Origin of the sequence: Prochlorococcus marinus CUG1415, from assembly GCF_017696015.1 — a bacterium.
In the GTDB taxonomy this organism is placed as follows: Bacteria; Cyanobacteriota; Cyanobacteriia; order PCC-6307; family Cyanobiaceae; genus Prochlorococcus_A; species Prochlorococcus_A marinus_AE.
This window is the reverse complement of record NZ_JAAORL010000001.1, coordinates 741,285-767,762: the sequence shown is the minus strand read 5'-3', so window position 1 is coordinate 767,762 and position 26,478 is coordinate 741,285. Positions and strand designations below refer to the sequence as shown.

At 31.4% G+C, this 26,478-nt stretch carries 30 protein-coding genes and 1 pseudogene; 21 read left to right on the top strand and 10 right to left on the bottom strand.

The window, feature by feature from the left end; translation table 11 throughout:
• Window positions 1-39: 39 nt before the first annotated feature.
• Window positions 40-579, top strand: coding sequence for a CDP-diacylglycerol--glycerol-3-phosphate 3-phosphatidyltransferase (pgsA, locus tag HA143_RS04355; RefSeq protein ID WP_209083403.1), 540 nt, complete (start codon window positions 40-42; stop codon window positions 577-579).
• Here pgsA and HA143_RS04350 read toward each other — a convergent pair.
• Window positions 553-1,473: an NAD-dependent epimerase/dehydratase family protein gene (locus tag HA143_RS04350; protein ID WP_209083402.1), complete on the bottom strand. Its 921-nt coding sequence runs from the start codon at window positions 1,471-1,473 to the stop codon at window positions 553-555. The genes pgsA and HA143_RS04350 overlap by 27 nt on opposite strands.
• A 92-nt stretch (window positions 1,474-1,565) precedes the next feature.
• Here HA143_RS04350 and hisA point away from each other — a divergent pair, with 92 nt between their 5' ends.
• From hisA to fba, 17 genes and pseudogenes are all read left to right on the top strand, one after another.
• A complete protein-coding gene (hisA, locus tag HA143_RS04345; protein WP_209083401.1) occupies window positions 1,566-2,333 on the top strand; it encodes a 1-(5-phosphoribosyl)-5-[(5-phosphoribosylamino)methylideneamino]imidazole-4-carboxamide isomerase in 768 nt (255 codons plus the stop codon).
• Between the two features lie 79 nt (window positions 2,334-2,412).
• On the top strand, window positions 2,413-4,029 hold the full coding sequence (locus HA143_RS04340) for a DUF3685 domain-containing protein (protein WP_209083400.1): 1,617 nt from the start codon (window positions 2,413-2,415) through the stop codon (window positions 4,027-4,029).
• A 14-nt stretch (window positions 4,030-4,043) separates the two neighbouring features.
• Window positions 4,044-4,571: pseudogene (locus HA143_RS04335) on the top strand (thylakoid membrane photosystem I accumulation factor); the annotation flags it as partial.
• 266 nt (window positions 4,572-4,837) lie between these two features.
• The gene (locus HA143_RS04330; protein WP_209083399.1) at window positions 4,838-6,007 is read left to right on the top strand and encodes a hypothetical protein; all 1,170 of its coding nucleotides are present in this window, start codon (window positions 4,838-4,840) and stop codon (window positions 6,005-6,007) included.
• Window positions 6,004-7,059, top strand: a complete 1,056-nt coding sequence (locus HA143_RS04325) for a hypothetical protein (protein WP_209083398.1) — start codon at window positions 6,004-6,006, stop codon at window positions 7,057-7,059. The genes HA143_RS04330 and HA143_RS04325 overlap by 4 nt, the downstream gene beginning before the upstream one ends.
• Window positions 7,056-7,523 carry a Holliday junction resolvase RuvX gene (ruvX, locus tag HA143_RS04320; protein ID WP_209083397.1) on the top strand — a complete coding sequence of 156 codons (468 nt, stop codon included), beginning with the start codon at window positions 7,056-7,058 and terminating at the stop codon, window positions 7,521-7,523. Before HA143_RS04325 ends, ruvX begins: the two co-directional genes overlap by 4 nt.
• A 21-nt stretch (window positions 7,524-7,544) precedes the next feature.
• On the top strand, window positions 7,545-8,081 hold the full coding sequence (locus HA143_RS04315) for a DUF3727 domain-containing protein (protein ID WP_209083396.1): 537 nt from the start codon (window positions 7,545-7,547) through the stop codon (window positions 8,079-8,081).
• 5 nt (window positions 8,082-8,086) lie between these two features.
• Window positions 8,087-8,581 (top strand): YqeG family HAD IIIA-type phosphatase, encoded by a 495-nt coding sequence (locus tag HA143_RS04310; protein WP_209083395.1) that lies wholly within the window; start codon window positions 8,087-8,089, stop codon window positions 8,579-8,581.
• Window positions 8,578-9,660, top strand: coding sequence for a glutamate 5-kinase (proB, locus tag HA143_RS04305; RefSeq protein ID WP_209083394.1), 1,083 nt, complete (start codon window positions 8,578-8,580; stop codon window positions 9,658-9,660). The genes HA143_RS04310 and proB overlap by 4 nt, the downstream gene beginning before the upstream one ends.
• Before the next feature lie 21 nt (window positions 9,661-9,681).
• Window positions 9,682-10,716 carry a UDP-3-O-(3-hydroxymyristoyl)glucosamine N-acyltransferase gene (lpxD, locus tag HA143_RS04300; protein ID WP_209083393.1) on the top strand — a complete coding sequence of 345 codons (1,035 nt, stop codon included), beginning with the start codon at window positions 9,682-9,684 and terminating at the stop codon, window positions 10,714-10,716.
• A gap of 28 nt (window positions 10,717-10,744) precedes the next feature.
• Complete coding sequence (gene leuB, locus HA143_RS04295) at window positions 10,745-11,818, top strand: 3-isopropylmalate dehydrogenase (RefSeq protein ID WP_209083392.1); 1,074 nt, start codon at window positions 10,745-10,747, stop codon at window positions 11,816-11,818.
• An 87-nt stretch (window positions 11,819-11,905) separates the two neighbouring features.
• On the top strand, window positions 11,906-12,805 hold the full coding sequence (locus HA143_RS04290; RefSeq protein WP_032522338.1) for a phosphoribulokinase: 900 nt from the start codon (window positions 11,906-11,908) through the stop codon (window positions 12,803-12,805).
• Between the two features lie 140 nt (window positions 12,806-12,945).
• Window positions 12,946-13,827, top strand: a complete 882-nt coding sequence (accD, locus tag HA143_RS04285) for an acetyl-CoA carboxylase, carboxyltransferase subunit beta (RefSeq protein WP_209083391.1) — start codon at window positions 12,946-12,948, stop codon at window positions 13,825-13,827.
• A gap of 1 nt (window position 13,828) precedes the next feature.
• Window positions 13,829-14,221 (top strand): hypothetical protein, encoded by a 393-nt coding sequence (locus HA143_RS04280; protein WP_209083390.1) that lies wholly within the window; start codon window positions 13,829-13,831, stop codon window positions 14,219-14,221.
• Window positions 14,222-14,223: 2 nt separating this feature from the next.
• Window positions 14,224-15,321, top strand: a complete 1,098-nt coding sequence (locus HA143_RS04275; RefSeq protein WP_209083389.1) for a Gfo/Idh/MocA family protein — start codon at window positions 14,224-14,226, stop codon at window positions 15,319-15,321.
• A 103-nt stretch (window positions 15,322-15,424) separates the two neighbouring features.
• Complete coding sequence (locus HA143_RS04270) at window positions 15,425-16,492, top strand: class I fructose-bisphosphate aldolase (RefSeq protein ID WP_209083388.1); 1,068 nt, start codon at window positions 15,425-15,427, stop codon at window positions 16,490-16,492.
• A gap of 147 nt (window positions 16,493-16,639) precedes the next feature.
• Complete coding sequence (gene fba / locus HA143_RS04265; protein WP_011376344.1) at window positions 16,640-17,713, top strand: class II fructose-bisphosphate aldolase; 1,074 nt, start codon at window positions 16,640-16,642, stop codon at window positions 17,711-17,713.
• 50 nt (window positions 17,714-17,763) lie between these two features.
• Here the strand turns inward: fba and purQ are convergent, their stop codons facing one another.
• From purQ to HA143_RS04240, 5 genes are all read right to left on the bottom strand, one after another.
• Complete coding sequence (gene purQ, locus HA143_RS04260) at window positions 17,764-18,429, bottom strand: phosphoribosylformylglycinamidine synthase subunit PurQ (RefSeq protein WP_209083387.1); 666 nt, start codon at window positions 18,427-18,429, stop codon at window positions 17,764-17,766.
• Between the two features lies 1 nt (window position 18,430).
• Complete coding sequence (purS, locus tag HA143_RS04255) at window positions 18,431-18,685, bottom strand: phosphoribosylformylglycinamidine synthase subunit PurS (protein ID WP_209083386.1); 255 nt, start codon at window positions 18,683-18,685, stop codon at window positions 18,431-18,433.
• Between the two features lie 97 nt (window positions 18,686-18,782).
• Complete coding sequence (locus tag HA143_RS04250; protein ID WP_209083385.1) at window positions 18,783-18,947, bottom strand: hypothetical protein; 165 nt, start codon at window positions 18,945-18,947, stop codon at window positions 18,783-18,785.
• Window positions 18,948-18,993: 46 nt separating this feature from the next.
• Entirely contained in the window at window positions 18,994-20,058 is a 1,065-nt protein-coding gene (locus tag HA143_RS04245) for a GTP-binding protein (protein WP_209083384.1), read from the bottom strand.
• Between the two features lie 9 nt (window positions 20,059-20,067).
• A complete protein-coding gene (locus HA143_RS04240; protein ID WP_209083383.1) occupies window positions 20,068-20,580 on the bottom strand; it encodes a pentapeptide repeat-containing protein in 513 nt (170 codons plus the stop codon).
• A gap of 63 nt (window positions 20,581-20,643) precedes the next feature.
• Between HA143_RS04240 and HA143_RS04235 the strand changes: the two genes are divergently transcribed.
• Genes HA143_RS04235 through ilvD form a run of 3 tightly spaced genes read left to right on the top strand, consistent with a single transcriptional unit; the run spans window position 20,644 to window position 23,278 of the window.
• Window positions 20,644-21,261 (top strand): uracil phosphoribosyltransferase, encoded by a 618-nt coding sequence (locus HA143_RS04235; protein WP_209083382.1) that lies wholly within the window; start codon window positions 20,644-20,646, stop codon window positions 21,259-21,261.
• 29 nt (window positions 21,262-21,290) lie between these two features.
• Window positions 21,291-21,581 carry a hypothetical protein gene (locus HA143_RS04230; protein WP_032526055.1) on the top strand — a complete coding sequence of 97 codons (291 nt, stop codon included), beginning with the start codon at window positions 21,291-21,293 and terminating at the stop codon, window positions 21,579-21,581.
• A 23-nt stretch (window positions 21,582-21,604) separates the two neighbouring features.
• Entirely contained in the window at window positions 21,605-23,278 is a 1,674-nt protein-coding gene (ilvD, locus tag HA143_RS04225) for a dihydroxy-acid dehydratase (RefSeq protein WP_209083381.1), read from the top strand.
• Between the two features lie 21 nt (window positions 23,279-23,299).
• Here ilvD and HA143_RS04220 read toward each other — a convergent pair whose 3' ends face one another.
• From HA143_RS04220 to gndA, 4 genes are read right to left on the bottom strand one after another with little or no spacing between them, the layout of a single operon-like run.
• The gene (locus HA143_RS04220; protein WP_209083380.1) at window positions 23,300-23,686 is read right to left on the bottom strand and encodes a coat-like protein; all 387 of its coding nucleotides are present in this window, start codon (window positions 23,684-23,686) and stop codon (window positions 23,300-23,302) included.
• A complete protein-coding gene (locus HA143_RS04215; RefSeq protein ID WP_209083379.1) occupies window positions 23,676-24,224 on the bottom strand; it encodes a CIA30 family protein in 549 nt (182 codons plus the stop codon). Before HA143_RS04215 ends, HA143_RS04220 begins: the two co-directional genes overlap by 11 nt.
• Window positions 24,225-24,254: 30 nt before the next feature.
• On the bottom strand, window positions 24,255-24,992 hold the full coding sequence (gene pgl, locus HA143_RS04210; RefSeq protein WP_209083378.1) for a 6-phosphogluconolactonase: 738 nt from the start codon (window positions 24,990-24,992) through the stop codon (window positions 24,255-24,257).
• Window positions 24,980-26,398: an NADP-dependent phosphogluconate dehydrogenase gene (gndA, locus tag HA143_RS04205; RefSeq protein WP_209083377.1), complete on the bottom strand. Its 1,419-nt coding sequence runs from the start codon at window positions 26,396-26,398 to the stop codon at window positions 24,980-24,982. Before gndA ends, pgl begins: the two co-directional genes overlap by 13 nt.
• Window positions 26,399-26,478: the final 80 nt, after the last annotated feature.

Sequence of the window (26,478 nt, the reverse complement as noted above, 5' to 3'; positions counted from 1 at the left end):
GTTGAGGGTGTAATATATTTTTTATATACAAAAACTAATTTGTTATTAAGAAAAAATCTTAAAAATTTGGCATTGAATATTCCCAACTTATTATCGATATCTCGCCTTTTCCTTGTATTCCCATTAATACTTTTTTTAGAAATTAACAGACCATTTTATGTCTTTATATTGATTATTATTGGAGGTTTAACTGATTTTTTTGACGGGTTTATCGCAAGGAAATTTAATCTTAAAACCAGATCAGGAGCTATCCTTGATCCCTTAAGCGATAAAGTATTCTATTTAATTCCTTTAACCTTCCTTTGTAAAAATAATTTAATACCTTTCTGGTCATTGTCATTAATTTTATTTAGAGAATTAATTATCTCTAGCCTGAGGAACTCTACAAAAGATGGTTTACCAGCATCTATATTGGGTAAATTTAAAACATTTTTCTTTTTTATTTCAGTAATTACCTTCTTTACACCATTAAAAATAAGCTTATTGAATAATTTGGCTTTAATTTTTTATTGGTTAGGATTCATCCTGACTTTCGTGACTTTAGTAGGATATTTAAGAATTAAAAAGAATATGATCTGAATTTTCATCAAACTCCTCTCTCTTTTTATTATTAAAATCTTTCACAAAACTATCCTTTAAACCATTAAGTAAATCAAAAGTTGGCACCCACTCTAAATCACGTTTAATCTTAGAAATATCAGTCTGATAATGATTTAATCTAATTGGAAATCCCTTTCGAGATTTAGGATCTAATTTTTGATAATCAAATGTTCTTAAAGAAATCTCATTTTGGTTTAATCCAAGAACATTCGCACAGAAATAAATTAAACCCTTGATTGTTACTCCTTTTTCACCAGAACAGTTGTAAATATTATTTTTAGAATTATCAAAATTCATGCACCTAATCATTACATCAGTTAGATCAGAAACATGGCCTAGCTGAGTAATTAAAGACCCGTCACCAGGGATTGGAATAGATTTTTTAGTAAATAACCTTTCAAAAAACCAATTTTCAATTTTATTATAATTTCCTGGTCCATAAATATAAGTAGGTCTAAAACTTGTAAAAGGAATTTTTTGTTTTTTTAACCAATTTTCTGTCTCAAATTTTCCTTTGTGTCTACTATCTGGATCAATAGGATCAACTTCGGATAAGGGTAGTTCACAATTATCTTTATAAACACCTGCAGAGCTGACATATATATATCTTTGGAAAGAGTTATCTAAATTTTCTATAAGAAGTTTTGTTTGTTCTAACTCTCGTCCAGAAATATCATAAACAACATCATACTTTTTATTTCTTAGCCTGAAGATATCTTCTGAAATATTTCTATCACCCTTAATTAAATTTGTTTTTTCAGGATTACATTTATTACCTCTCGTGAAAATATCAATATCATAATTTTTACTTAATAACTTTCCAACCAAAGACTTGCCAACAAATCTAGTGCCACCCATTACAAGAATTTTCATATTCAAAAAATATTTAACTGAAGTAGTAATCTTAAATAGAATTACATATTGAATAGTACTACTAATAAGTAATTAATGAAAAGGATGATTCTATGAACCTAATACCAGCAATTGATTTAATGAATGGTAAGTGTGTAAGGCTTTTTAAAGGCGACTTTAATAAAAGAAAAGACTTTACCAAAGAGCCTCATGAACAAGCTAAATTTTGGGAAAGTGAAGGGGCAAAATATATACATATAGTTGATTTGGATGCTGCAAAAACTGGATCGCCAACAAACGATAAATCAATAAAAAAGATTGCAAAAACAGTTAACATACCTATTCAAATAGGTGGAGGGATAAGGTCACAAGAAAGGATAGAACAATTATTTTCTTATGGTATTGAGAAAGTTATCATGGGAACCTCTGCAATAGAAAATAAAGAATTAGTTAAAAACTTATCAAATAAATTTCCTGGAAGGATAATTGTTGGTATAGATGCAAAAGATGGAAAAGTTAGTACAAGGGGGTGGCTTGAGCAATCTAATATTTTTGCCACAGATCTAGTAAAGGAGTTTTCTTCATTTAAAATTGCTAGTTTTATTGTTACAGATATAAATACAGATGGTACGTTAGAAGGAACGAATGAAGAATTCATAAAAAGCATACTTGAAATTACAGATATTCCAGTAATAGCCTCAGGAGGTGTTGGTTCAATTTCTGATTTATTATCGTTAGTAAAATTTGAAAATTCTGGACTCTTTGGAGTAATTGTAGGTAAAGCTCTATATGAAAATAAATTCACGATAAACGAAGCGAATAATGTATTGTCATCAGAGAGATTAAATGACTTTGATTTAAACAGAAATTACTACGCTTAAAAGAGTATAAAAAATGATTTAAGGCTGGTATTTGAAGTAATTGTTAGTTAATTTTGTATAAGAGATAAGAAATCTAGTCTTGGAATTAATTTCAAAAAAATCGATATTGATTATTGCTCCAAGCTTAATAGCAGAATCTTTATCGCTTAAGTTAACATCACTAGACCAAAATTTAGACATTAATTTTAATAATGGAACAGGTGATAAAACTCCGGATTTAGTTATATGGAATGTTCTTAATTTCCAATCAGAAGATCTTATAAGGTTAGAATTATTAAAATTAAGAGAAAGATATGATGAGTCAAATTTTCTTATAATTCTCTCTGGCGAACTTGTTTATGAAGCAAATACCCCTCCATCGTTAAATGCTGAAGGTTTTCTTTTAAATCCCAGTGTAGAAAAAGTTCTTGAATCTATTGATACCATTTTAAATGGAGGAAGGGTATTTGATATTGAAAATAATTCCCGAGTTCAATTAAACAAAAATAGGGCTCTCTCTTTTAGTCAAAAAATTCTAACTTCAGGTCTTAAACAAATAGATTCTGAAATTAATTACATATTCAAATATGTCAACTCTGATTCAACACCAGAATTTTATAAATTCATTTTAAAAGGAAGATTAAGAGAACTTATTACTGCAAAATCTTTTCTAATTTTCTTATGGGGTAATTCACTAGAACTTTATACAGAGGCAGTTTACACTGAAAATAAAATTAATCTTGAAAATAAGAACACTGTATTCATTAAAGATAAAAAAACTACAGAAATATGGAATTTAATTTTAGATAGACTAAAAGAAAGGTATAGCTCAACTAACTTACAGGTTGAATTTAATAATTCATCAATAATTCTCTCTGGGATAAAGAAAGAATTCATTTCACGACTAATTTGCAAAATGTTAGATGAGTTAGATAATTTAGTAAAAAATATTAAGGAAAACTATAAGGAGAAAGATTTTAAAGATGATTTAAATTCTCTCATAAAAGAACTTAAAGTTAATACAATTTCAAATATCACAGACAGCTATTTTCGTTTAAGAAAAGGAAGCGAATCTATTTCAATAAATGATTTTATTTATAGTGAGGTAAGTTGCGAAGAGATAGATAGAGAATCACATGAATCAATAATGTTTATTGAACCAATTATTAAAAATGAAGCTCTTGACTATGATGGGAAATTACTCCCTCTATATGAAACAGAATCGTTTTTGATCCTTGAAAATATAATTTCAAATTGGACAATAAGGAACTGTAATTTATTAGCTTCTGAAATCTTTAATATTTGTTCTTCTTGGCCTGAATTAAGAACTGTACTTATAAACCCCGAATTACAATCGACAAGAAATTTTGAAAGATTCAGGAATAATATTAATAACTATAATCGCTGGCATGACTACATTTATATGCCTATCTACTTATATGAGAGTAAACGAGAATATATTGATATTATCGATAAAAAATTCACCCGATACTTTAAAAACGAAAATAGAGAGAAAGAACTGCAGAATCTAGAATGGCTTCAAAAACAAGTTACATTATTAGTTGAGATAAGAGATGCATTAGCACCTCAGTTAGAAGTTGCGGTAAAGTATATCGGTAATCTTTTCGTAACTTTCCTAACAAAAATCGTAGGCAAAGCTATCGGTTTAATTGGGAAAGGAATCCTGCAAGGATTAGGAAGATCAAGTTCCAAGTAAGTTTTAAATCTTTAATGAAAATATTTCAGTGGTTCTTAATAGCATTAATTTTCTTAAGTCCATTTAAAGCAAATGCCTATAGAGATACTAATAGTTATGATGGCAACATCTTTCCTATATATGCAGGTAATGGAGCAATAGTTCCTCCAAAGACAACACTCAAGGATTCATTAAAGAATAAAAGGGTCTCAATTCTATTTTTCTACCTTGACGATAGTTCTGACAGCAAAGCAATGGCTCCAGTGATTTCAGGACTCGATTTAATATGGAGGGAAAATATAGATATTATTGCATTAACCACAGATGAATTACAAAATGAAGATAAGTCTAATCTGCCAACCGAGCCAAGTTTTTATTGGAATGGATTAATTCCTCAAACTATCATTCTTGATAGTAATGGCGAAGTTAAATTTGATAGCAATGGAATGGCTGACTTTGGTGATATTAACAAAATAATTAGTCAATCAACAGGAATCGAAACTGAAAATAATTCCTCATTTACAGTAGAAGCCTTTAATGAATACAACAGTACAATTTCTGAATCAAAAGAGGTAGAGGTTAAAGCAAAGAAACCAAAACAAAGTAAAGTTAAAGAAGAAAAAATTCAGCCAGATGTAAACTCAGAGGAACCAGAAGAAACCGAATTTAAAGAAGAAAAAATTCAGCCAGATGTAAACTCAGAGGAACCAGAAGAAACCGAATTTAAAGAAGAAAAAATTCAGCCAGATGTAAACTCAGAGGAACCAGAAGAAACCGAATTTAAAGAAGAAACAAAAGAAACTAACAATAATTAAATATTTAAGAAAAAATGTTATTTGTAAATATCCTTTTATTTTTACTGATTTTTTTAATTCTTTCAGATTTATATATTAAATACTCACCCAAATCAGATTTGAAACTTATACCTATAAATTACAAAATCAAAAAAAAGGATGGTTTAAACGAATTAATTATTGATTTTAAAATAACTAATACAAGTAAAACCAAAGAGACTATGGTATCTAATATAAATTTTGAATTAGATTTTTTTAAAAGTAAAGGTAACGAATATTGCCAAAATTTAAACTATCAAGAAGATATATATATATATGATAATAATAAAATTAAGAATTTAAATAATTATTGGCCAACAACAATTATCAAGTCAAATTCAGAATTATTTGTAAGAAGCATATATAAATTTAACAATAATAATTTTAGGGAAAAAATAAAATATCTATGGATAAAAGTATTTTGGGATAACTATGGACATTTTGGTATTTCAAAAAATAAGGATTGTTTATTAATTAATTTAGATTGTCAAAAAAAACGGCCGAAAGAAGTTTTTGAAATTTCAATAAATAATAAATATAATGCTTTTGCTATTAAAACTGATTTACTTGGTTGCTTTGATGACCCAGTAAATACTCTCATTGCATACTGTAAAGGAATTGTAGAAAAAAATGATATTTTAACAATCGGTGAGAGTCCACTTGCGATTATGCAAAATAGATATATTGACCCTCAAAATTTAGAGTATAGTTTATTTTCGAAAACATTATGTTATTTTTTTCACCCTACAAGCAGTCTCGCAACAGCTTGCGGCATGCAATTATTAATAAATAGAATTGGAATCACAAGAATAACTTTTGCATTAATTATTGGATTTCTCTTTAAATTAGTTGGTATTAAGGGGATGTTTTATAGATTAACTGGTTCAGAATCATCTCTAATTGATGATATAAGTGGCACAGTCACACCTTACGACAAAAGTATAGTTATGGGTCCTCTAAATGCAGATTTATTTTGTAAGGAGGTCTCGCAATATCTAAATATAGATGTTGCTGTAGTTGATGTTAACGATCTTGGAGGTGTAAAAGTATTAGCCAGTTCAAATAAAGCAGTTAATGAAATACTCAAAAGAAACTTAATATCTAATCCGGCTGGCAATGGTGATGAAAAAACTCCTATAGTGATAGTAAGAGAAAAAAGTAAATGAAAAAAGATACCTCTAATTCTTTTAAGACGGATAAAGGAATTGAAGTAACTTTTGAAGAACTACATATCCGTCACATTAACCTTTTAATAGATATTAAAAATAAAAAATTGAATAATTGGTTTTTAAAGATGGCAATTATTAATACCTTTGATGATTTAAAAATATTTCTAAATAATCTTAAGAAAAATAAAAACAAATGTATAATTGCCATTTGCGGAAATGAAATCATTGGTTATTTGAACATTTTTCCTTTGAATAAAAAAGAGACTTGCCTAAAAATATCTAAACCAAAGTTGATTAACAAAAACTTTTCTTTAACTGAGAAGCAATTAACTTTAGGATTAATAAAAAAATCTATCTCCATAACAGACATAAAGACTTCAAGTTGGATAATTAACGCGGATATAAACAATATTGACCTTATATCAACATCAAGAGAATTAGGCTTTCAACCTTTAGGTGAGATAATACTTTGGGATGGTTGCGATCTTAATAAATCAATAAAGCAAAATACCCAAGGCTATGAATCAATTAATGAATTTCAAAACATTAGTAATCAAAATATATTGAAAATAGTAAATTTTATAAGATCAAATCAATCTCCTTTAATAAGAAATATTTTAGATTTTGATCAAGACGATATTCTTAAAAGAAACAACTCTAAAAGTGGTTCTTTAATATATGAAAATTCTGTTTTATGTACAATTTTAAAAGATATTAATTATCAAGACAAAGAAATTTATACTTTAACCATAAGTAAATATTGGGATAATAGATTCAATACTATTTTAAAAGAATTTATAAAAAGATTTTTTTTAAAATCTCCCATATCTAATTTAAAAACATATAAAGAGAATTCTCAAGTGAATACTTTTCTCGAAGAATGTAACCTAAAAGAAACAAATCAAGAAATTATTCTTATCAGAAACACAATAGTTAAGAATAAAGCCAAACAAGTAAATAAAATAAATCAATCCTTGGAATCAATCTTAGAAAAATTAAATCCACAAGGTAATCCATATCCGTCTCCTTTCCCATTAAAAACAAAGTGAAATTTTGTAAACCTAAACCAAGGGCAATTTTAAGTTTTGATGTAGGTAAAAAACGAATAGGATTGGCTTATTGTGATCCCCTATGCATAACATCAAATATCCTTCCAGCAGTAAAAAGGTTTGAAAATAATCAAGAAATTAAAATCATTAGAACTTATATAGATGAATTTTGTTTGACTGGTTTTATTGTTGGCCTTCCACTTGATGAAGAAGGTAAAATGACCCCTCAAGCTATTGACTGTAAAAATTACGGTCAATTACTTTCAAATAAATTAAAGCTTCCATTCTCTTACGTCAATGAACATAGTTCAACATGGGAATCTACAAATAGATTTGGAATTAAAAAAGATAAATCCGGATTGATTGATAGTTTGTCAGCAAAAGTAATACTTGAACAATGGATCCAAGAAGGTCCTGAATTAAGAGAATTAGCTGGTAAAGATCAGATAAAATATTACTATTAAAAAGAATTAGATAAGTTTTAAATGAAAGAAACTAACTCAAATGATAATTATGAAGCGCAGACACTATTATTAAATGACTCAAATGGAAACGAGCTATTTTGTTATCTTGAACAATTAGTAAGTGTTCAGGGAGAAGAATATGCTTTATTAACACCAGTTGATACTCCTGTAAGTCTTTTTAAGATGAATGAGAAAGATGAACCTGAATTAATTGAAAAAATAGATAAAAATGAACAAATCTTAAAAAACGCTGAAGCAGTTCTTCAAGAACATGATTTAAGGCTTATCAGATCAGCAGTAACATTAACAGTATCAGGTGAGCTTGAAGAACCAATTTATGATGAATTGGAAGAAGATTTCATTGATGATGATAGCGAGAGTTATGAATTACTAGTTAACTTTAATCTTTTTGACCAAGAATATGGCTTATATATTCCACTAGATCCTTTTTTTATTGTTGGTAAATTAAAAGACAAAGGGGCCTTATTAATTGAAGATGATGAGTTTGATAAAATTCAACCTTTGATTGAATCTGAGATTGAAAAAAGTAGTTCTTAAAATAAATGAGATCTATCCTGAAAGCCAATTGGGATTCAAATTTACCCATATATGAAATTTCTCAATATGAATTACAAAAAGAAGGAATACATTGTTTATTACTTGACGTCGATGGGACTCTCATAAATAGAAAGTCAACTAAGATCCCAAAAGCTGTAAAAAATTGGATAACTGATTCTAAAAAACTTTTCTCCTTATATCTAATAAGTAACAATCCATCAAAAAAAAGGATCGCGAAAATAGCCAACGAATTAAAATTAAAATACAAATACAATGCTTCAAAACCAAGAAAAAAAGTTATTTTGAATGCTATCAAAGAAGTTAATTATGAGGTAAAAAGCATTGCCATTATTGGGGATCGGATTTTTACAGATATTCTCGTTGGAAATAGATGTAATATAAAAACAATATTAGTTAAGCGATTAAAGAGAGATGGCTTACCTATTAAATTTAATTTAACTTTGACAATAGAAAAATTAATTTCTCTTTTTATAAAATGAAAACTTGGGTCATAAAAATTGGTACTAGTATTTTAAGAGGTACAGAGGAAAAATCTACTGAAGAAGTTATTGATACCCTTTGTAGATCCTTTACAACTTTTCTTTCAAAAGGGAATAAATTGATTTTAGTAACTAGTGGAGCGGTTGGATTAGGTTGCCAAAAATTAAATATTAAAACGAGACCCAATGATTTAAGTACTCTTCAAGCTACTGCTGCAGTAGGTCAAGTTAATTTAATGTCTTTGTACGATAAAATATTTAATAAATTAGGTCACAATATTGCTCAAATTTTAATCACTAAAGCTGACTTTAATTCGCGAGAATCTTTCAATAATGCTTCTAAAACATTAAAAAAATTAATTGATTTGAATGTTATTCCAATAGTAAATGAAAATGATACCGTTGCAAATGAAGAGCTTAAATATGGAGACAATGATACCCTTTCTGCCTTAGTTGCCTTAGCTATAAATGCTAATAAGCTTATTTTATTAACCGACATTGAAAATCTATATTCAAAAGATCCACGGAAGAATAAAGATGCTCATCCTATTAAAGAGGTTTATAATAGTGAATTAAAAGAAATCAAAGATAGAAACACTAAAAACTCAAACAATGAATGGGGGACAGGAGGAATTTCTACAAAACTAATTTCTGCAGAAATAGCAACAAAGGGGGGGGTTGAAGTACAACTAGTTGATGGAACGAATAAAAAAAATTTAATTGAAATTTTTAATGATAATAAAATTGGAACTTTATTTTATCCAGTTGAAAAACCTATAGGAAATAAGAAAAGTTGGCTTTCTCATGCAATTCATACAGTAGGAAAAATCACTTTAGATGATGGAGCTTTTTTGGCAATTAAAAGAAAAGGTGCCTCACTTTTAGCGGTTGGTGTTAAAAATGTAGAGGGAAACTTTACGGTTAATCAAGCAGTTAAAATCGTAAATACTGATGATAAAGAAGTTGCAAAAGGTTTAGTATCTATAAGTAGCGACAAATTAAGAATTATCTTAAATAACACAGAAAATAACAACTCCTCGATAATTGTAGTTCACAGAGATGTTCTAGCTCTCTCTTAGAAAAAAATCAAACCTGAACAAATGCTTTTAAGTGACTTAGTTGATCTAATTAAAAAAGGAAATTCAAATTTCATTAGTGCCAATATTGTTAAAGATTTAAATATAGAGGATGCTGCTTCTTTAGATGAAGCAAGTAATTATCAAATATCTTTTTTAGAAGAAAATAATATCCTTAAAGAAAAATTAGATCAAACCAAAGCATCAGCAATAATAACTTCCAACAATAATGAAATAGTTAGTGCTCTAAATAAACTAAATATTTCAAACATAATAGTTAAAAATCCAAGAATTGCATTTGCAGAAGTACTGAATTATTTATATAAAACTTGCAACTTTAAACCAGGAATTCATGCTTCAGCCGTTATAGATAAAACAGCAATAATTGGAGCAGATTGCCATATTGGACCTAATGTTTACATAGGAGAAAATACTGTAATTGGTGACAATAATCATATTTTCCCTGGATCATCAATTTTAGGCAATGTTCGAATAGGAGATAATAATATAATTCATCCAAATTGTGTAATTTACGAAAACACCACTCTAAAAAATAATTGTGTAATTAATTCAAATTCGGTTATTGGATCAGAGGGATTTGGTTTTATTCCTAAAGATGGCAAATGGGTAAAGATGCCTCAAAAAGGTAGTGTAAAAATAATGAGTTTTGTAGAAATTGGAACGAATTGTTGCATTGATAGACCAGCAGTGGGGGTTACTTTTATTGATGAAGGAACAAAGTTGGATAATTTAGTACAAATAGGCCATGGAGTTAAAATTGGCAAGAATTGTGCATTTGCTGCTCAAGTTGGTATCGCTGGGGGAGCAAAAATTGGAGATGGGGTTATTTTAGCCGGACAAGTAGGAGTAAATAATAGAGTAAAAGTTGGAAATAATGTCATAGCGAGTTCAAAATGCGGGATCCATTGTGACATAGATGATGGCAAGGTAATTAGTGGTTTCCCCGCGATGGATAATAAATCATGGCTAAGGAGTTCAAGTATTTTTAAAAAATTACCCGAATTAGCAAAAAAACTTAGACAATTATACAAACAATAATTTATTGTTCTATTAAACAAAAATTTAAATGAAGAAATATAAGATTGTTTTATTGTCAGGTGACGGAATTGGACCAGAGATTTCAGAAGTTTCAAAAAAAGTTTTAATAAAGCTTTCAAAAAAACATAATTTCGATATTGAGATCATTGAAAATTTATTTGGAGGGATAGCTTATGAAAAATATGGGGATCCTGCTCCAGATGAAACGCTAGATCAATGCAAGAAAAGTGATGCAGTACTTTTAGCTTGTGTTGGAGATATTAAATATGACTCCCTTGCAAGAGAATTAAGACCAGAAAGTGGTTTACTTAAGTTAAGATCGGCCCTAAACCTTTTCGCAAATATCAGACCTGTCAAAATAAGAAAATCTCTTATAGATGCAAGTACATTAAAAAAAGAAATCGTTGAGAATGTAGATCTGATTGTTGTAAGAGAATTAATAGGCGGTATTTATTTCGGAAACCCAAGAGGACATATAACAAATACAAAAATCCCAAAAGCTTTCAACACGATGGTTTATGATTCGGCCGAAATAGAAAGAATAACTGAAATAGCAATAAAAATTGCTAACCAAAGAAATAAAAAAATATGTTCTGTGGATAAATCAAACGTTCTGGAGGTTAGTCAATTGTGGAGAGATACAGTTTTAAATATCACCTCAAAAGATAAAAATATATCTTTATGCAATATGTACGTTGATAATGCAGCAATGCAATTAGTCAGAGATCCCGGTCAATTTGATGTGATTTTAACAAGTAATTTATTTGGCGATATTTTAAGCGATTTAGCCGCAATGTTAACTGGTTCTATTGGTATGCTTCCATCTGCATCTCTAAACAATAATGGGCCAGGAGTTTTTGAACCTGTTCATGGTTCAGCTCCGGATATAGCTGGTAAGAACATAGCAAATCCTATTGCAATGCTTTTATCCGCTTCAATGATGTTAAAAATTGGATTAAATGAAGAAGAAGCCTCAGAAAATTTAGAAACTGCTATTGATAAAGTTTTATCAAAAGGATTTAGAACAGCAGATTTAGGTGATGGATCTTCCGAAGTATTATCTTGCAGTGAAATCGGAGATAAAATAATAGATGAAATTTAAAAAAATTAATAAATAAAAAAATATTTTTAAGTTGAACATAAAGATGGCATATGACCTGTCAGAATCATTAGATATTGTTTTTAAAAAATGTCAAAACGTCATCCAGTAGTCGCTGTAACAGGATCTTCAGGAGCAGGAACAAGTACAGTAAAAAGAGCCTTTGAGCATATTTTTGCCAGAGAAGATATTGTTCCCGCAGTTGTAGAAGGTGATAGTTACCATAGGTTTGAAAGAATGCCTATGAAAAAAGCTATGGCAGAGGCTCTTTCAAAAGGTGAAAATTTTTCTCACTTCGGTCCAGAGGCTAATCTTTTTGACAAGCTAGAAGAACTTTTTAAAATCTATGGTGAAACTGGAGGAGGGAAGAAAAGATATTATTTACATAGTCCGGAAGAAGCGGAAGAACATAATACAAGACTTGGTACATCCCTAGAACCAGGGCAATTTACTCCATGGGAAGATATTCCTGAGGGAACAGACGTACTTTTTTATGAAGGTTTACATGGCGGAGTAGAAGGTGATGGATACAATGTGGCATCTTATGCTGATTTGCTTGTTGGAGTTGTTCCGATAACAAATTTAGAGTGGATTCAAAAAATCCATAGAGATAATGCAGAAAGAGGTTACTCCGCTGAAACCATTGTTGATACTATATTGAGAAGAATGCCTGATTATATAAATCATATTTGTCCACAATTCAGTAAAACCGATATAAATTTCCAAAGAATTCCCACAATTGACACTTCCAATCCTTTCATATGCAGGAATATTCCAACTCCTGATGAAAGCTTTGTGATCATACATTTCAGAAAAGGGGCAAGAGAGAAATGGGGAATTGATTTTCAGTACTTGCTTGGAATGATTCACGATTCATTTATGTCAAGTCCAACAAGCATCGTTGTAAATGGTGGGAAAATGGGTTTCGCAATGGAACTTATTCTTACTCCAATAATTCATAAAATGATTGAGGAGAAAAACAAAGGATGATTAATTTTCGATAATCAACTCAAATCCTTATTTTTTTTTAAACTTAAAGGAGTTTCTAATCTACAAAATCTCAAATTTTTATATATCTTTCTTGATAAAAGTACCTTACTTAGATTTAAATAAGAAAAACAGGTAACGTTGTGTCATTAATCGACTGGTTTGCAGCAAAGCGTAAAGATCAATTTGTTGGGAAAGTTTCGCAAGATACTGACGAGGGAGATGGTTTGTGGGTTAAATGCTCAGAATGTTCGCAAGTAGCCTATAGAAAAGACCTAATTTCAAATTTCAATGTTTGTAGTAATTGTGGACACCACAATAGGATTAATAGCGATGAAAGGATAAATATAATTGCTGATAAAAATTCATTTAAAGAGTTTGATAGTTCACTAAGTCCTACAGATCCTTTAGGTTTTAAAGATAGAAGGTCATATGCTGATCGAATTAAAGAAAGTCAAGCAAGTACAGGTTTAAGAGATGGAGTCATAACAGGTTTCTGTTCTGTAAATTCAATGCCTTTAGCATTAGCTGTTATGGATTTTAGATTTATGGGAGGATCCATGGGTTCAGTAGTTGGTGAAAAAATTACAAGGATAATTGAGAGAGCAACTATAGAAAATTACCCAATTCTAATTGTTTGCGCATCAGGTGGGGCAAGAATGCAAGAAGGCATGTTAAGTCTCATGCAAATGGCGAAAATATCTGGAGCACTAAAAAAACATAAAGAAAGAAATCTTCTATATATGCCCTTACTAACTCATCCAACCACTGGAGGGGTAACAGCTAGCTTTGCGATGTTAGGTGATTTAATTTTGGCGGAACCTAAAGCACTTATTGGATTTGCTGGTAGAAGGGTTATTGAACAAACATTAAGGGAAAAATTACCCGATAATTTTCAAACAGCTGAATATCTTCTTGACCATGGTTTTGTTGATGTAATAGTTAAAAGGAAAGATCTCAAGGATACTTTGAACAAAATTTTAAAAATTCACGGTGTAAAAGAACTTACAGATGCAAATATATAAAATGAAAATTATTTATAATTTGTTTTATTTTTCATTAACTCTTTTATTTTTCATTTTAAGTTTTGCTTCCTATTCAAATGCAATAGGAAATGTTGATTGGATTCTCCTAAAAGAGAATAATGATGGGAAAGAATGGCTTGACAAAGGAAGTTTCAAGCTACTTCCAAATGGTGAAATAAGTGTCCTGACAAAGTTCTTTAAAAATCCAACCAATTCAGAGGATGATGGAGAGTTATCACTTTATGTAATGAGAATTAATTGCGATGATAAGAAGTTCAAAGATACTTCCATAAATGGAATTCCTCAATTTAATTCAAAATGGCAAACTTCTCATGATGATGAACTAATAGATGTTGTGATAGAAAATAGTTGTTCAGAGTTTATTAAGGGATAAGAATGAATACTAAAAATAAAAAATTAAAAATAGCCATCGCTGGACTAGGTTTTGGGAAAAAAGTTCATTTAGAGGCGTTAAAAGAATCTGGTTATTTAACGCCTGTAGCTATTTATCATTATGAGAAAAAACAAAAATCGATTTTAGAAAAACAAACGGGATTAGATTTTTTTCATAATTGGGAAGACTTAGTTAAATCTCCAGAAATTGATGGTATTATTATTGCTACCCCTCCTGAATCAAGATTTAAATTAGCAAAACAAGCTCTTGAGAATAATAAAAATTTGCTACTAGAAAAACCCGTTTCAATAACTTCCTCTGAAATTGAAGAGCTTCAGAGAATATCTTTGATTAATAACTTAAGCGTATGTGTTGATTTCGAATATAGAGCAGTACCCCTTTTCCTTCAGACAAAAAAACTTATTGATGAAAATATCCTAGGCGATATATATTTAGTCAAATTAGATTGGTTAATGGGCAGCAGATCCGACCCTAAAAGAGTTTGGAATTGGTATTCTTTGGAAGAAAAAGGTGGAGGAGTTATTGGCGCATTAGGTACTCATGCATTTGATATGTTGAATTGGTTTTTTGGAGAATCAATAAAAGTTTCTGGAAAGTTAGCCACATCAATAAAAAAAAGACCTTTAACAAATTCATCTGATTTACTTGATGTTACGAGCGAAGATATTTGTCTAGCCAATATAGAAATATCAAACTACAGTTCTAATCTTATTCCATGTCAGGTATCTTTATCATCGATTTCTAAAAACGGTAGAGGATTTAGTTTAGAAATATATGGCAGCGAAGGTTCACTTATTCTTAAAAGCGAAAACCAAAAGGATTATGTACATGGTTTTAATTTAAAATATTCGAATAATGACAATAAAATACAAAATCTAACTGCAGATTCAAGTTTTAATTTTGAAAAAACATGGACTGATGGGAGGATAGCTCCAATTTTGAGAATTCAAAATTTATGGGCCGAGAGTATTTTTAATAAAACACCCATCATTCCAGGTTTATGCGAGGGACTTGCCAGTCATAAAGTTTGCGAAGCCATAAAAGAATCATCGAAAAGTGGATTAACCATAAAAATTTAAGGCTATACATTTTTAAGTAGCAATTATCACCCAATAAAGTATTAGATTGATTTTATTTTTTATTCATATTCTGGAAAAATCAATTGAACTGAATTATTAAAGAATGGCTTTAAATTATTACAAAAATGAGCTTAAAGAAAATGCTCAATTACTAGCTTCTAAAGGGAAAGGGATATTAGCGGTAGATGAATCAACTAAAACAGTGGGGAAAAGACTCTCTGGAATTGGAGTTGAGAATACTGAAGAGAATAGGAAGGCATATAGAGGAATGCTTTTTACTACAGAAGGTCTCGGGAAATACATCAGTGGAGCAATTCTCTTCGAAGAAACTCTTTATCAGAATCACCAAGATGGTGAGTCAATGGTTAAGAAACTGAATGATTTAGGTATTATTCCAGGTATAAAGGTCGATAAAGGTTTAAATCCACTCCCTGGAGCAGGAGATGTAGAAACTTTTTGCTCTGGCCTAGATGGATTAGTTGAAAGAGCAGCAAAATATTATGAACAGGGTGCAAGATTTGCAAAGTGGAGAGCAGTTCTGCAGATTACAAATGATGGTTGTCCTTCAAAACTATCAATACAAGAGAATGCCTGGGGATTAGCAAGGTATGCAAGATCAGTTCAAGAATCTGGTTTGGTACCAATTATTGAACCTGAAATATTAATGGACGGCGACCATACTATTGAAAAAACTGCTGAAGTACAAGAAGAAGTAATAAAGCAAGTTTATATTGCCTGTCAAGCAAATGGAGTTTTTCTAGAAGGAACACTATTAAAACCTTCTATGACCGTTAATGGAGCAGATTGTCCAACAAAGGCTGATCCCATGAAGGTTGCTGAAATGACAATTAGAACTATGGAAAGATGTGTTCCTGCATCTGTCCCTGGAATAGTTTTCTTATCAGGAGGATTAAGCGAAGAGGCTGCTTCTGTTTATTTAAATAATATGAACACACTTTTCAGGAAAGCTTTATGGAATGTTTCATTCTCCTATGGAAGAGCATTACAGCACTCATGCCTAAAGGCCTGGAAGGGAAGTGATATAGAAGGAGGTCAAAATGCTTTAATAGCAAGAGCTCAAGCAAACTCTGAAGCTTCAAAAGGTGCCTATGTAGCAGGATCTCAACCTTCATCTGATGAACAATTGTTTGTAGCAGGCTACAAATACTAACTAAAAAATTCTAAAAATACACTCTAGGTCATAAAATTAGTTTCTTTAATTTAGTATTTTGTATATCTAATAACGTGACATTTGATACCTCTTTATACTAAACTCTCGGAAACATATGCTTTACATAGCATTTAACTTATTTTAATTATGGCCCTAGTTCCACTAAGACTACTTTTAGATCACGCTGCTGAGAATGGTTACGGTATTCCAGCTTTCAATGTTAATAACCTTGAGCAAGTTCAAGCAATCATGGAAGCAGCATATGAAACTGATAGTCCTGTAATCCTCCAAGCTTCAAGAGGAGCAAGAAATTATGCAGGAGAAATTTTCCTACGTCATCTAATCCTTGCTGCGACAGAAACATATCCTAATATTCCAGTGGTAATGCACCAAGACCATGGTAATGAGCCATCAACATGCTATTCAGCAGCAATAAATGGTTTCACATCAGTAATGATGGATGGTTCTCTAGAGGCAGATGCAAAAACACCTGCTAGTTACGAATATAACGTTGCAGTTACTAAAAAAGTAGTAGATTTTGCTCATTCAGTTGGAGTTAGTGTTGAAGGAGAGTTGGGTTGCTTAGGTTCATTAGAGACAGGAAAGGGTGAGGCAGAAGATGGTCATGGATTTGAAGGTGAACTTTCTACAGATATGCTTTTGACTGATCCTGAAGAAGCTGCAGATTTTGTTGCTAAAACAAAAGTTGATGCATTAGCAATTGCTATAGGTACAAGTCACGGTGCATATAAATTCACAAGGAAGCCTACAGGAGAAGTTCTTGCAATAAGCAGAATTGCTGAAATCCATAAAGCACTTCCGAATACACATCTTGTAATGCATGGATCTAGTTCAGTTCCTCAGGAATGGTTAGATATCATTAACAAATATGGTGGTGAAATTCCTCAAACATATGGTGTTCCTGTTGAAGAGATTCAAGAGGGAATAAGAAATGGAGTTAGGAAAGTCAACATTGATACCGATAACAGACTTGCTTTCACTGCCGCGGTAAGAGAGGCAGCATTTGCTGACAAGGCAAACTTTGACCCAAGACATTTCAACAAACCTGCTAGAAAATACATGAAGCAAGTTTGTCTTGACAGATACAAGCAGTTCTGGTGCGAAGGTCAAGCAAGTAAGATCAAACAAAACAGCACCAATTATTTTGCCGATCTTTACGCTAAAGGTGATTTAGATCCGAAAGTAAAAGCTACTGTTTAATTTCCTACCGAATTAAATAAAAAAGACCTCCAAAATTGGGGGTCTTTTTTTTATTTCAATATTAATGATTTTAATGTAAAGAGACCATCAGTCCCACCAATGGTCTCGTCACATGCTCGCTCAGGATGTGGCATTAAACCTAAAACATTTCCCTGTTCATTAGTTATTCCTGCTATATCGAATGAAGATCCATTAGGATTATTCTTATATCTCAAAGCGATCAATTCATTATCTAAAAGTTTTTTTAAGGTATCAGAATCACAATGATATCTTCCTTCCCCATGCGCTATTGGCAACTTAATAGTTTGTTTTTCATCTCCATTTTCAAACCAACCTCCATTCGAAGAAAAAATATCCAGTTCAACGTCATCACAGATAAAATTTAGATTCTTATTTGCAATAAGAGCACCAGGCAAAAAACCTGATTCTGTTAAAATTTGAAACCCATTACAAATTCCTAAAACTCTTTTTCCGCTTTTAACAAACTCATCCAAGGCATTTATTAATGGAGAGAATCTAGCAATTGCTCCGCATCTTAAATAATCACCATAGCTAAACCCTCCAGGTAAAACTATTGCATCTACATCGCTTAAATCTGACGACTCATGCCACAAATATTTTGTTCTTATGTCTAAACAACCTTCCAGTGCCCATGAAACATCACGATCACAATTAGAACCAGGGAAGACAACAACTCCTACAGTAAAATTATCCATCTTATAATTTTTCTAGTGAATACTCATAATCTTCGATAACAGTATTTGCGAATAACCTATCGCACAATAAATCAATTTTTTTTCTTACTTCGTTTTCACCATTACCTTCTAATTTTACTTCAATCATTTTTCCTATACGTATTGATTTTATTCCCTCGGCTCCAAGTTTTATAGAAGCAGATTTGGTGGCTTCCCCTGCTGGATCTAAAACTGAAGGTCTTAGTCTTACAAAAACTTTTACAGCAAATTGGTCCAATTAAAAAATAATTTCTACTAGAAGATTAGTTTAAATTCTAATAAAAAGTACTATTGATTAATAAACAAATATTTTTACCATCAGGTTTTCTGAATTTTTAAATGTTTATGTAGCCTTTACCAAAACAAACTAAGCAAGTTCTTCTTGAATTTTCAGCTGTTTTAAAATTTCCTGCCCCAGCACATTTTGAACATTTGATTTTATCAATTGATATTACATCGTCAGAGATTATTTGATTTAAAGCAATTTTTGGATTTTCCATTTCGGACTGTCTACTGTAGTAAGTATCCCGACAGCTAACTATAAAGTTAAATTGCTATTTTTGGGTCACTTAAAATCTTAAATTTCTCTTTAATTTTTCTATCAAGAGTTTTTATAGATTTTTCATCAAAGGAAATTATTACTAATTCAAGCCCAGCATTATCATTTGGTCTCCAACAATTGTCTGGAGCTTCTTCAAACCAAGTATTAATTTTTTTTCCAACAATTTGTATTTGTAAAGGTAATGATTTCTCTGGTATCCAAATACGTCCTTTTATTCTAAGAATGTTTAATTCATCCAAGATTTTTGACATCTCTTTTTCAAAGTGATTTTTTTCAAGGAAATAATTTAATTTAATTGAATCTGATACAAGCTCAACATGATTATGATCATGTTCTTCAGTTAAAAATTCTTTATAAGTCTCTTTCTTAAATTTAATATCAAATATGTAATTTAAATCAATTTTGCCATTTTTGGATTTAAGGACTGGCACAGATGAGTTTAGACTTCCCGTGATTTTGTTTTTTACAAAGTCAAATTGATCATCATTTAAGATGTCTGATCTAGAAACTAAAACGATATCAGAGACTTCGAGTTGATCCTCAAAAAGTTCTTCTATAGTGGCGTTGTGATCAATTTTATCTGTATCATTATATTGTTTTGTTATTTTATTTAGATCATTAATTGGTGAACCATTAAGCATTGATTCTCCATTAACGATACCAACAACAACATCAAGGTAGATGGAAGACCTAATTTCAGGCCAGTTAAGTGCTTGAATTAAGGGAATTGGTAGTGCCAAGCCGCTTGTTTCGATAATTATTGATTCTATAGGAGGATTAAATTCGAGGAGAGCTTTTATTGAGGGAACAAAATCATCTTGAACAGTACAACATAAACATCCATTATTTAATTCGATTACACAGTCCTCTTCTGTTTCATCGCATCTATCGCAACTTTTAATCAAATCACCGTCAATACCAACATCACCAAATTCATTGATTATTAAACCAAATTTTTTATTACTCTCCTTTAATAAATATCTAAGAAAAGTTGTTTTACCTGAGCCGAGAAAACCTGAAACTACTATTACTGGTATTTTCTTTTTCATACTTAATTATTAACATCCTAAACTATACTCTGTACTCTCTCCTGTAGAACTATTTGTGCCATTAGCAATTGCACATAATTGTTTTTGTTGTGTCCGACTAAGAACAGCATCAGTAAAATCTGCACCATCTATTTTTGCACCTTCAAAATTACTCTCCATTAGTAAAGCATTTGTAAAATTAACATCCGAAAGATCTGCATCTGTAAAGTCGGTTGCATAGGCAAGAGCGTCTCTCAAATTAGCCCCGGTAAACGTTGCATTTTGCAATTTACTATTATTAAATACCGCGCCTTCTAAATTACTTTCACTGAAATCAAACCCATTCAAATCAAACTTAACGTATTCGTTACCGCTTAAATCTTGACCGTGCATATCTGGCTCTAAATTAAGTTCTTGTTGGTTTCTAATCTCAGGAGGTCTTTTAGCCCATGCAGAATTTACAGAATTAAAAAATAAAATCCCAATGCATAACAAAGTAATTAATGAATTCTTTAGTGAGGGGAAAACAATTGATTTAATCATAATAAGACTGTATTTTAGAACTTAAGTATTTAAAGCTTGTAAGAGCATCTTAAAGGAAAATATATGGCAATGTCACTAAAGGTTATTGTTCCTCCTCATCCATTAATAAAACATTGGCTTTCTATATTACGAGAAAAAAACACTCCAAATATTTTGTACTCAACAGGATATGAACAATTGGGGAAATGGCTTACTTATGAAGCATTACGTAATTGGCTACCATATAAAAAAGAAATTATAAATACTGAAAATGGGGAAGCGGATGGATTTTTTATTAACAATGAATATCCAATAAAAGTTTTCGCAATGATGCCCGAAGGCTTATCTCTATGGTACGGATCTAAAGAGGTAATTCCTAATTCGACACTTTCATTAGGAGAACTACCTAAGAGTATTGAATCAAATGAAGGAGTTATATTTTATTCTGAACAAATAACGACAACATCAGCGACATTAGAAACTTTAATTAAATTAAAGAAATTAGGTGTTGATTCCAATAGGATTTTGTTAATAACTTCTATTTGCTCAAATAAAGGGTTAAATGAAATTGCGAAATTATTCCCTAATCAAGTAATCTATACATCTTGCATAGATGAGGAAGATGAAAACACAAAATTATTGTTACCCGGTATTGGGAATCCTTTATTGCGTTTGAGTACTATATTTCAAGATAAGAACTAATATAGAATATAGGAGTAAATATTTTACCAATGTCTGAATACAGAGATTCGTCTTCAAATAATCTTTTATCATTAATAAGCGGTGCTTTTATTGGGGCAGCAGGTCTAGCTTGGTGGTTAATATCCGAAGCAGACAAAAGAAAAGAGGAAAAAAAACAAAAAGCAATGATGTATTCCTCCAGAATTCAAGACGGCTCTGAAGCGATTGATTCAAATAAAAATATAAATGAAGTTGAAGGAGAGAATCTGGAGAAGAAAGTTGAGCAACTTAATTCTGCAATTGCTGATGTGAGGAAGCAACTTGAAGAGTTGGGGCAATAGAATAAAAATGGTTCTCAAATAATATGAATAAACTCAGATCATCTGCAATAACCCAAGGTGTGCAAAGATCCCCTAACAGATCGATGTTAAGAGCTGTTGGATTTAATGATGAAGATTTTAATAAACCTATTATTGGAGTTGCAAATGGATACAGCACCATAACACCATGCAATATAGGTTTAAATAAGTTAGCTCTCAAAGCTGAAGAGTCAATAAAAAGATCAGGTGGTATGCCTCAGATGTTTGGAACGATAACAGTAAGTGATGGCATTTCTATGGGAACAGAGGGCATGAAATATTCCCTAGTTTCAAGAGAAGTTATTGCTGATTCAATTGAAACAGCATGCAATGCTCAGAGCATGGATGGAGTGCTTGCTATAGGTGGATGTGACAAAAATATGCCGGGCGCCATGATAGCGATTGCGAGAATGAATATTCCCTCAATTTTCATTTATGGAGGGACAATAAAACCTGGAAAGTTGCATGGAGAAGATCTTACTGTTGTTAGTGCATTTGAAGCTGTTGGACAATTAACATCAGGCAAAATTAATGAAGAAAGACTAATCCAAGTTGAGAAAAATTGTATTCCTGGTGCTGGTAGCTGTGGAGGGATGTTTACAGCTAATACAATGTCTGCGGTTATTGAAGTATTAGGGTTAAGTCTTCCTCACAGTTCCACTATGGCTGCTGAAGATCTTGAAAAAGAACTAAGTGCAGATAAAAGTGCTGAGATATTAGTTTCTGCAATAGAAAAAGAGATAAGACCTCTAGACCTAATGACTAAGAAAGCATTTGAAAATGCAATATCAGTAATTATGGCAATTGGAGGATCAACAAATGCGGTATTGCACATCTTAGCCATCGCAAATACTGCAGGAATAGATATTAACATTAATGATTTTGAGAGAATCAGACAAAAAGTACCCGTTATTTGTGACCTTAAACCGAGTGGTAAATATGTAACGGTGGATCTTCATAATGCAGGTGGGATTCCACAAGTAATGAAAATACTTTTGAATGCAGGATTGATTCATGGCGATTGCAAAAATATTGAAGGCAAAACCATCTCAGAATACTTACAGAATATTCCAGATAAGCCTCCAACAAATCAAAATGTCATAAGAGACATAGATAACCCTCTTTATAAAAAAGGACACCTAGCGATATTAAAAGGTAACTTAGCGAACGAAGGTTCCGTAGCCAAAATTAGCGGAGTAAAAAACCCTGTATTAACAGGTCCAGCAAAGATTTTCGAAAGTGAAGAGGATTGTTTGAAATCGATATTGAATAATGATATAAAAGCTGGTGATGTTGTTGTCATTAGAAACGAAGGGCCTGTAGGAGGACCAGGTATGAGAGAGATGTTAGCTCCAACATCTGCAATTGTTGGTCAAGGCCTCGGAGAGAAGGTAGCTTTAATTACTGATGGCCGATTTAGCGGGGGTACTTATGGTCTGGTTGTGGGTCATATAGCCCCAGAGGCTGCTGTTGGTGGAAATATTGCTCTAATAAAACAAGGTGATTTAATAACAGTAGATGCTGTAAAACAACTAATTGAAGTTGATTTATCTGACGAAGAATTAGAAAAAAGAAAAAAAGATTGGGTAAAACCTACACCAAAATACAAAAGAGGGATACTTTCGAAATATTCGAAAATCGTAAGCACATCAAGTTTAGGAGCTGTTACTGATTTATAGATCAGCTTAAAGTTTATTTTCTCAATAAATAAAGCTTTTTATCCTATTTGCTAAGTTTTCCAATCTAGCGCTGTATTTTGGTGAATTGCATTTTTTCCCATTATTGCTATTCATCCACAATGTTTTAACTCCACACCATAATATTGGTTCATCAGGAAAATTAAGCTTAGAGATAACTAAAACTAACTCTTTATTTGATTTAAAAAGTTCTAATTCAAGATCGTAAATTTCTAATCTTTTACCTTCTTTATCTCGACATAAGATATTAACCGTCAAATCAATATCTTCTTCTTCGATTTCGTATTCACCATTTATTTTTACGACAGAATGCACAAAAGGTTTATTTGTTAAATCTGCTGACTTAGCGATTAAGCTCTCTATCTTTTTAGATGGATTTTCAAATAACACTTATTGATTTAATTAAAACTTTTATGGAACCCTGTTTAAACTCATTATTAAGTAATCCATCATCACCAAACTTAGAGTACAGTAGTTGCAATCTTTTGATTTTAGATGGCTTTAATTTAAATGAAAACCGTACCTTGTTAGCTCTTACTGAAGGTTTTAGCTCACTAAACGGAATTTGAACATTTGTTGTTCCGAATTTCTTTGTTGGGAATGATTTAATCCATCTAAGACCACCCGGAATAAATTCGGTTAGTCCAAGTAGATCATCTTCACAAGCTACAGCAAGTTTAAAAGTTCTTCCTTGTCCTTCAATATTTAATTCAAAGGATGAATATTCAGATACGTTCAAAGAGGGTTTATAAATAGGAGATCTACAACTAACAAATCCTCCTGCTTTCTCAACAATATTACCCTTTAATAGCAAGCCAGAATTTGAAATTTCACAAAAAGCTGAACTTGATCCGCCCATAACAGTATCATTTAATGTTTTCCAACCATCGAACTCCTTTTTCTGGAATAAAAATTTTTTCTTACTCATTAAATAATTTAAATTATTAATAGACTTTAACTAAATTTCTAATTCTTTTGATGATTCCTGATCACAAAATATTGAAATTTGATTAATAGATTTTATTAATTTTGATGGTGTTCTATCTGGTGGCTCTTTTTCCTCTAATAACCTCTGAAGAGCAATTCTTTTAGAAGCTCCACTAACCAAAAATACTATCTTTGAAGAGGCTGAAAGTACCTTTGGAGTTAATGAAATTCTTTTTAATCCTTTACCTTCATTAAAAATAACAAAATCATCTACATTATTATTTTCTTGATAAGGGAATAGTGAGGCTGTATGACCATCGTCTCCAAGACCTAATAATGTCAAATCAAAGGTTGGAGGGTTTGATCCGCATTTTTCAAATAATTTAGAAATAAACTGATTTTTTGTAGCTTCATCATCAGCATTTAAATCATTGAAAATTTCATAAAAAAAAGCTTTAGATCCAAAATTAGTTAACAATGAATTCTTCAACATTAACGAGTTACTTAATTCTGAATTTGGATCAACACATCTTTCATCTCCTAAAAAGACATCAACAGAATCCCATTTAAGATTGCTTTTAGAAAGCAGTTGATAAACAGACTTAGGAGTTGAACCTCCACTTACACAAAATTTGAATCTTTCTTTATTTTTTAATGTATGAACAATTTGGCTTTCAATAAACTTAAAAACCGCTTTTGATAGTTCTAACTTGTCTTTGTATATGTTTATGGTGTATCCATTTTTGACCTTTTCAATCATTTCATCCATTCAGTATGAAAACTACCTTCCTTATCAATTCTTTCATATGTATGAGATCCAAAACAGTCTCTCATTGCCTGAACAAGATTCTGAGGAAGTCTATTGGTTCTATAACTATTCAAATAATCTAAAGTACTGGATAGACATGGGACTGGTATACCAGCTTTTGTGGATAAAGAGACTACATTAGCTAAGTTATCTAATCTCATCGCAATTTCATTATTGAACCAATCATCAAAAATTAAATTTTTCAGATTAGGGTCTTTGTTATAAGCATCTTGAATTTTGCTTAATAATTTTGATCTAATTATGCAACCACCTTTCCATATCTGAGCAATTGATGGCATATTCAAACCATAGTTATATACTGCAGATGCTTCTCTTAAGATATCCATACCTTGGGCATAGCTAGCAATTGTGGCAAGGACTACAGCATCAAATAAAGGTTTCATTCCATCTGATATATTTCCTAAATCAAAATCCTCTATCTCTTTAGATGGAATAGTTTTTTCAATCTCACTACGTTGCTCTTTTAAAGAACTCATTACTCTTGCATTTAAAGATGCATAAATAGTTGGGACTGATACCCCCAGTTCTAAAGCACTTACAACAGTCCATAACCCAGTACCTTTCTGGCCAGCTTTATCTAATATTTTCTCCACGACATCATCTCCAGTTTTCTCATCTTTTGTATTTAGACAAATCTCTGTTATCTCAACAAGATAAGAAGCTAATTCATCAGTATTATTCCAAATACCAAATACCTCTGACATCTGTTGTCCATTCATACCTTTGACTCTCTTCATAAGGTCATAAGCTTCTGCGAGTATTTGCTCAATTCCATATTCAATTCCGTTATGAACAGTTTTCACAAAATGACCTGAGCCTCCGGGTCCAACATATGCAACACATGGTCCGTCTTCAACTTTGGCAGCCATTTTTGTTAATAAGCTTTCTATTGCATCATATGAAGCCTTAGTACCACCAGGCATCATACTTGGCCCTTCTAGAGCTCCTTTAGCGCCACCTGAGACTCCCATTCCAATGTATCCAAAACTTTTACTTTCAAGAGTATTTACCCTTCTTTCGGTATCTTTAAATTGAGAATTACCTCCATCTATTAATAAATCTCCTTCCTCGAGATATCCTGAAATATTGTCTATGACAGCATCTGTTGCGGGTCCAGCTTTTACCATCATTAGAATTCTTCTAGGTCTCTCTAGCTTATTAACAAATTCTTGAAGAGTTTCAGCTCCCTCTATATTCTTCCCAAGGCCACGACCTTGTAAAAATTCTTCAGTTTTTGAGTAAGTCCTATTAAAAACTACACTAGAAAATCCATTTCTCTCTGCGTTAAGAACTAAATTTTCGCCCATAACACCAAGACCTATTAAACCAAAATGTGCCTTGGACATAAAAAATTAAAAAACTCAATAAATATAGTGTGACTCCAACTCAACAAAATTGCTCAAAAAAATTACTTATGTCAGCGAAA

Bases quoted from the DNA above. Each gene is read 5' to 3' on its own strand.
- HA143_RS04350 (WP_209083402.1), bottom strand. From the start codon at position 1,473: ATGAAAATTCTTGTAATGGGTGGCACTAGATTTGTTGGCAAGTCTTTG.
- hisA (WP_209083401.1), top strand. From the start codon at position 1,566: ATGAACCTAATACCAGCAATTGATTTAATGAATGGTAAGTGTGTAAGG.
- gndA (WP_209083377.1), bottom strand. From the start codon at position 26,398: ATGTCCAAGGCACATTTTGGTTTAATAGGTCTTGGTGTTATGGGCGAA.
- fba (WP_011376344.1), top strand. From the start codon at position 16,640: ATGGCCCTAGTTCCACTAAGACTACTTTTAGATCACGCTGCTGAGAAT.
- HA143_RS04290 (WP_032522338.1), top strand. From the start codon at position 11,906: ATGTCAAAACGTCATCCAGTAGTCGCTGTAACAGGATCTTCAGGAGCA.
- HA143_RS04325 (WP_209083398.1), top strand. From the start codon at position 6,004: ATGAAAAAAGATACCTCTAATTCTTTTAAGACGGATAAAGGAATTGAA.
- HA143_RS04315 (WP_209083396.1), top strand. From the start codon at position 7,545: ATGAAAGAAACTAACTCAAATGATAATTATGAAGCGCAGACACTATTA.
- HA143_RS04215 (WP_209083379.1), bottom strand. From the start codon at position 24,224: ATGAGTAAGAAAAAATTTTTATTCCAGAAAAAGGAGTTCGATGGTTGG.
- HA143_RS04280 (WP_209083390.1), top strand. From the start codon at position 13,829: ATGAAAATTATTTATAATTTGTTTTATTTTTCATTAACTCTTTTATTT.
- HA143_RS04230 (WP_032526055.1), top strand. From the start codon at position 21,291: ATGTCTGAATACAGAGATTCGTCTTCAAATAATCTTTTATCATTAATA.
- HA143_RS04310 (WP_209083395.1), top strand. From the start codon at position 8,087: ATGAGATCTATCCTGAAAGCCAATTGGGATTCAAATTTACCCATATAT.
- leuB (WP_209083392.1), top strand. From the start codon at position 10,745: ATGAAGAAATATAAGATTGTTTTATTGTCAGGTGACGGAATTGGACCA.
- HA143_RS04240 (WP_209083383.1), bottom strand. From the start codon at position 20,580: ATGATTAAATCAATTGTTTTCCCCTCACTAAAGAATTCATTAATTACT.
- HA143_RS04245 (WP_209083384.1), bottom strand. From the start codon at position 20,058: ATGAAAAAGAAAATACCAGTAATAGTAGTTTCAGGTTTTCTCGGCTCA.
- lpxD (WP_209083393.1), top strand. From the start codon at position 9,682: ATGCTTTTAAGTGACTTAGTTGATCTAATTAAAAAAGGAAATTCAAAT.
- HA143_RS04250 (WP_209083385.1), bottom strand. From the start codon at position 18,947: ATGGAAAATCCAAAAATTGCTTTAAATCAAATAATCTCTGACGATGTA.
- HA143_RS04270 (WP_209083388.1), top strand. From the start codon at position 15,425: ATGGCTTTAAATTATTACAAAAATGAGCTTAAAGAAAATGCTCAATTA.
- ilvD (WP_209083381.1), top strand. From the start codon at position 21,605: ATGAATAAACTCAGATCATCTGCAATAACCCAAGGTGTGCAAAGATCC.
- HA143_RS04235 (WP_209083382.1), top strand. From the start codon at position 20,644: ATGGCAATGTCACTAAAGGTTATTGTTCCTCCTCATCCATTAATAAAA.
- pgl (WP_209083378.1), bottom strand. From the start codon at position 24,992: ATGGATGAAATGATTGAAAAGGTCAAAAATGGATACACCATAAACATA.
- purQ (WP_209083387.1), bottom strand. From the start codon at position 18,429: ATGGATAATTTTACTGTAGGAGTTGTTGTCTTCCCTGGTTCTAATTGT.
- proB (WP_209083394.1), top strand. From the start codon at position 8,578: ATGAAAACTTGGGTCATAAAAATTGGTACTAGTATTTTAAGAGGTACA.
- HA143_RS04330 (WP_209083399.1), top strand. From the start codon at position 4,838: ATGTTATTTGTAAATATCCTTTTATTTTTACTGATTTTTTTAATTCTT.
- HA143_RS04275 (WP_209083389.1), top strand. From the start codon at position 14,224: ATGAATACTAAAAATAAAAAATTAAAAATAGCCATCGCTGGACTAGGT.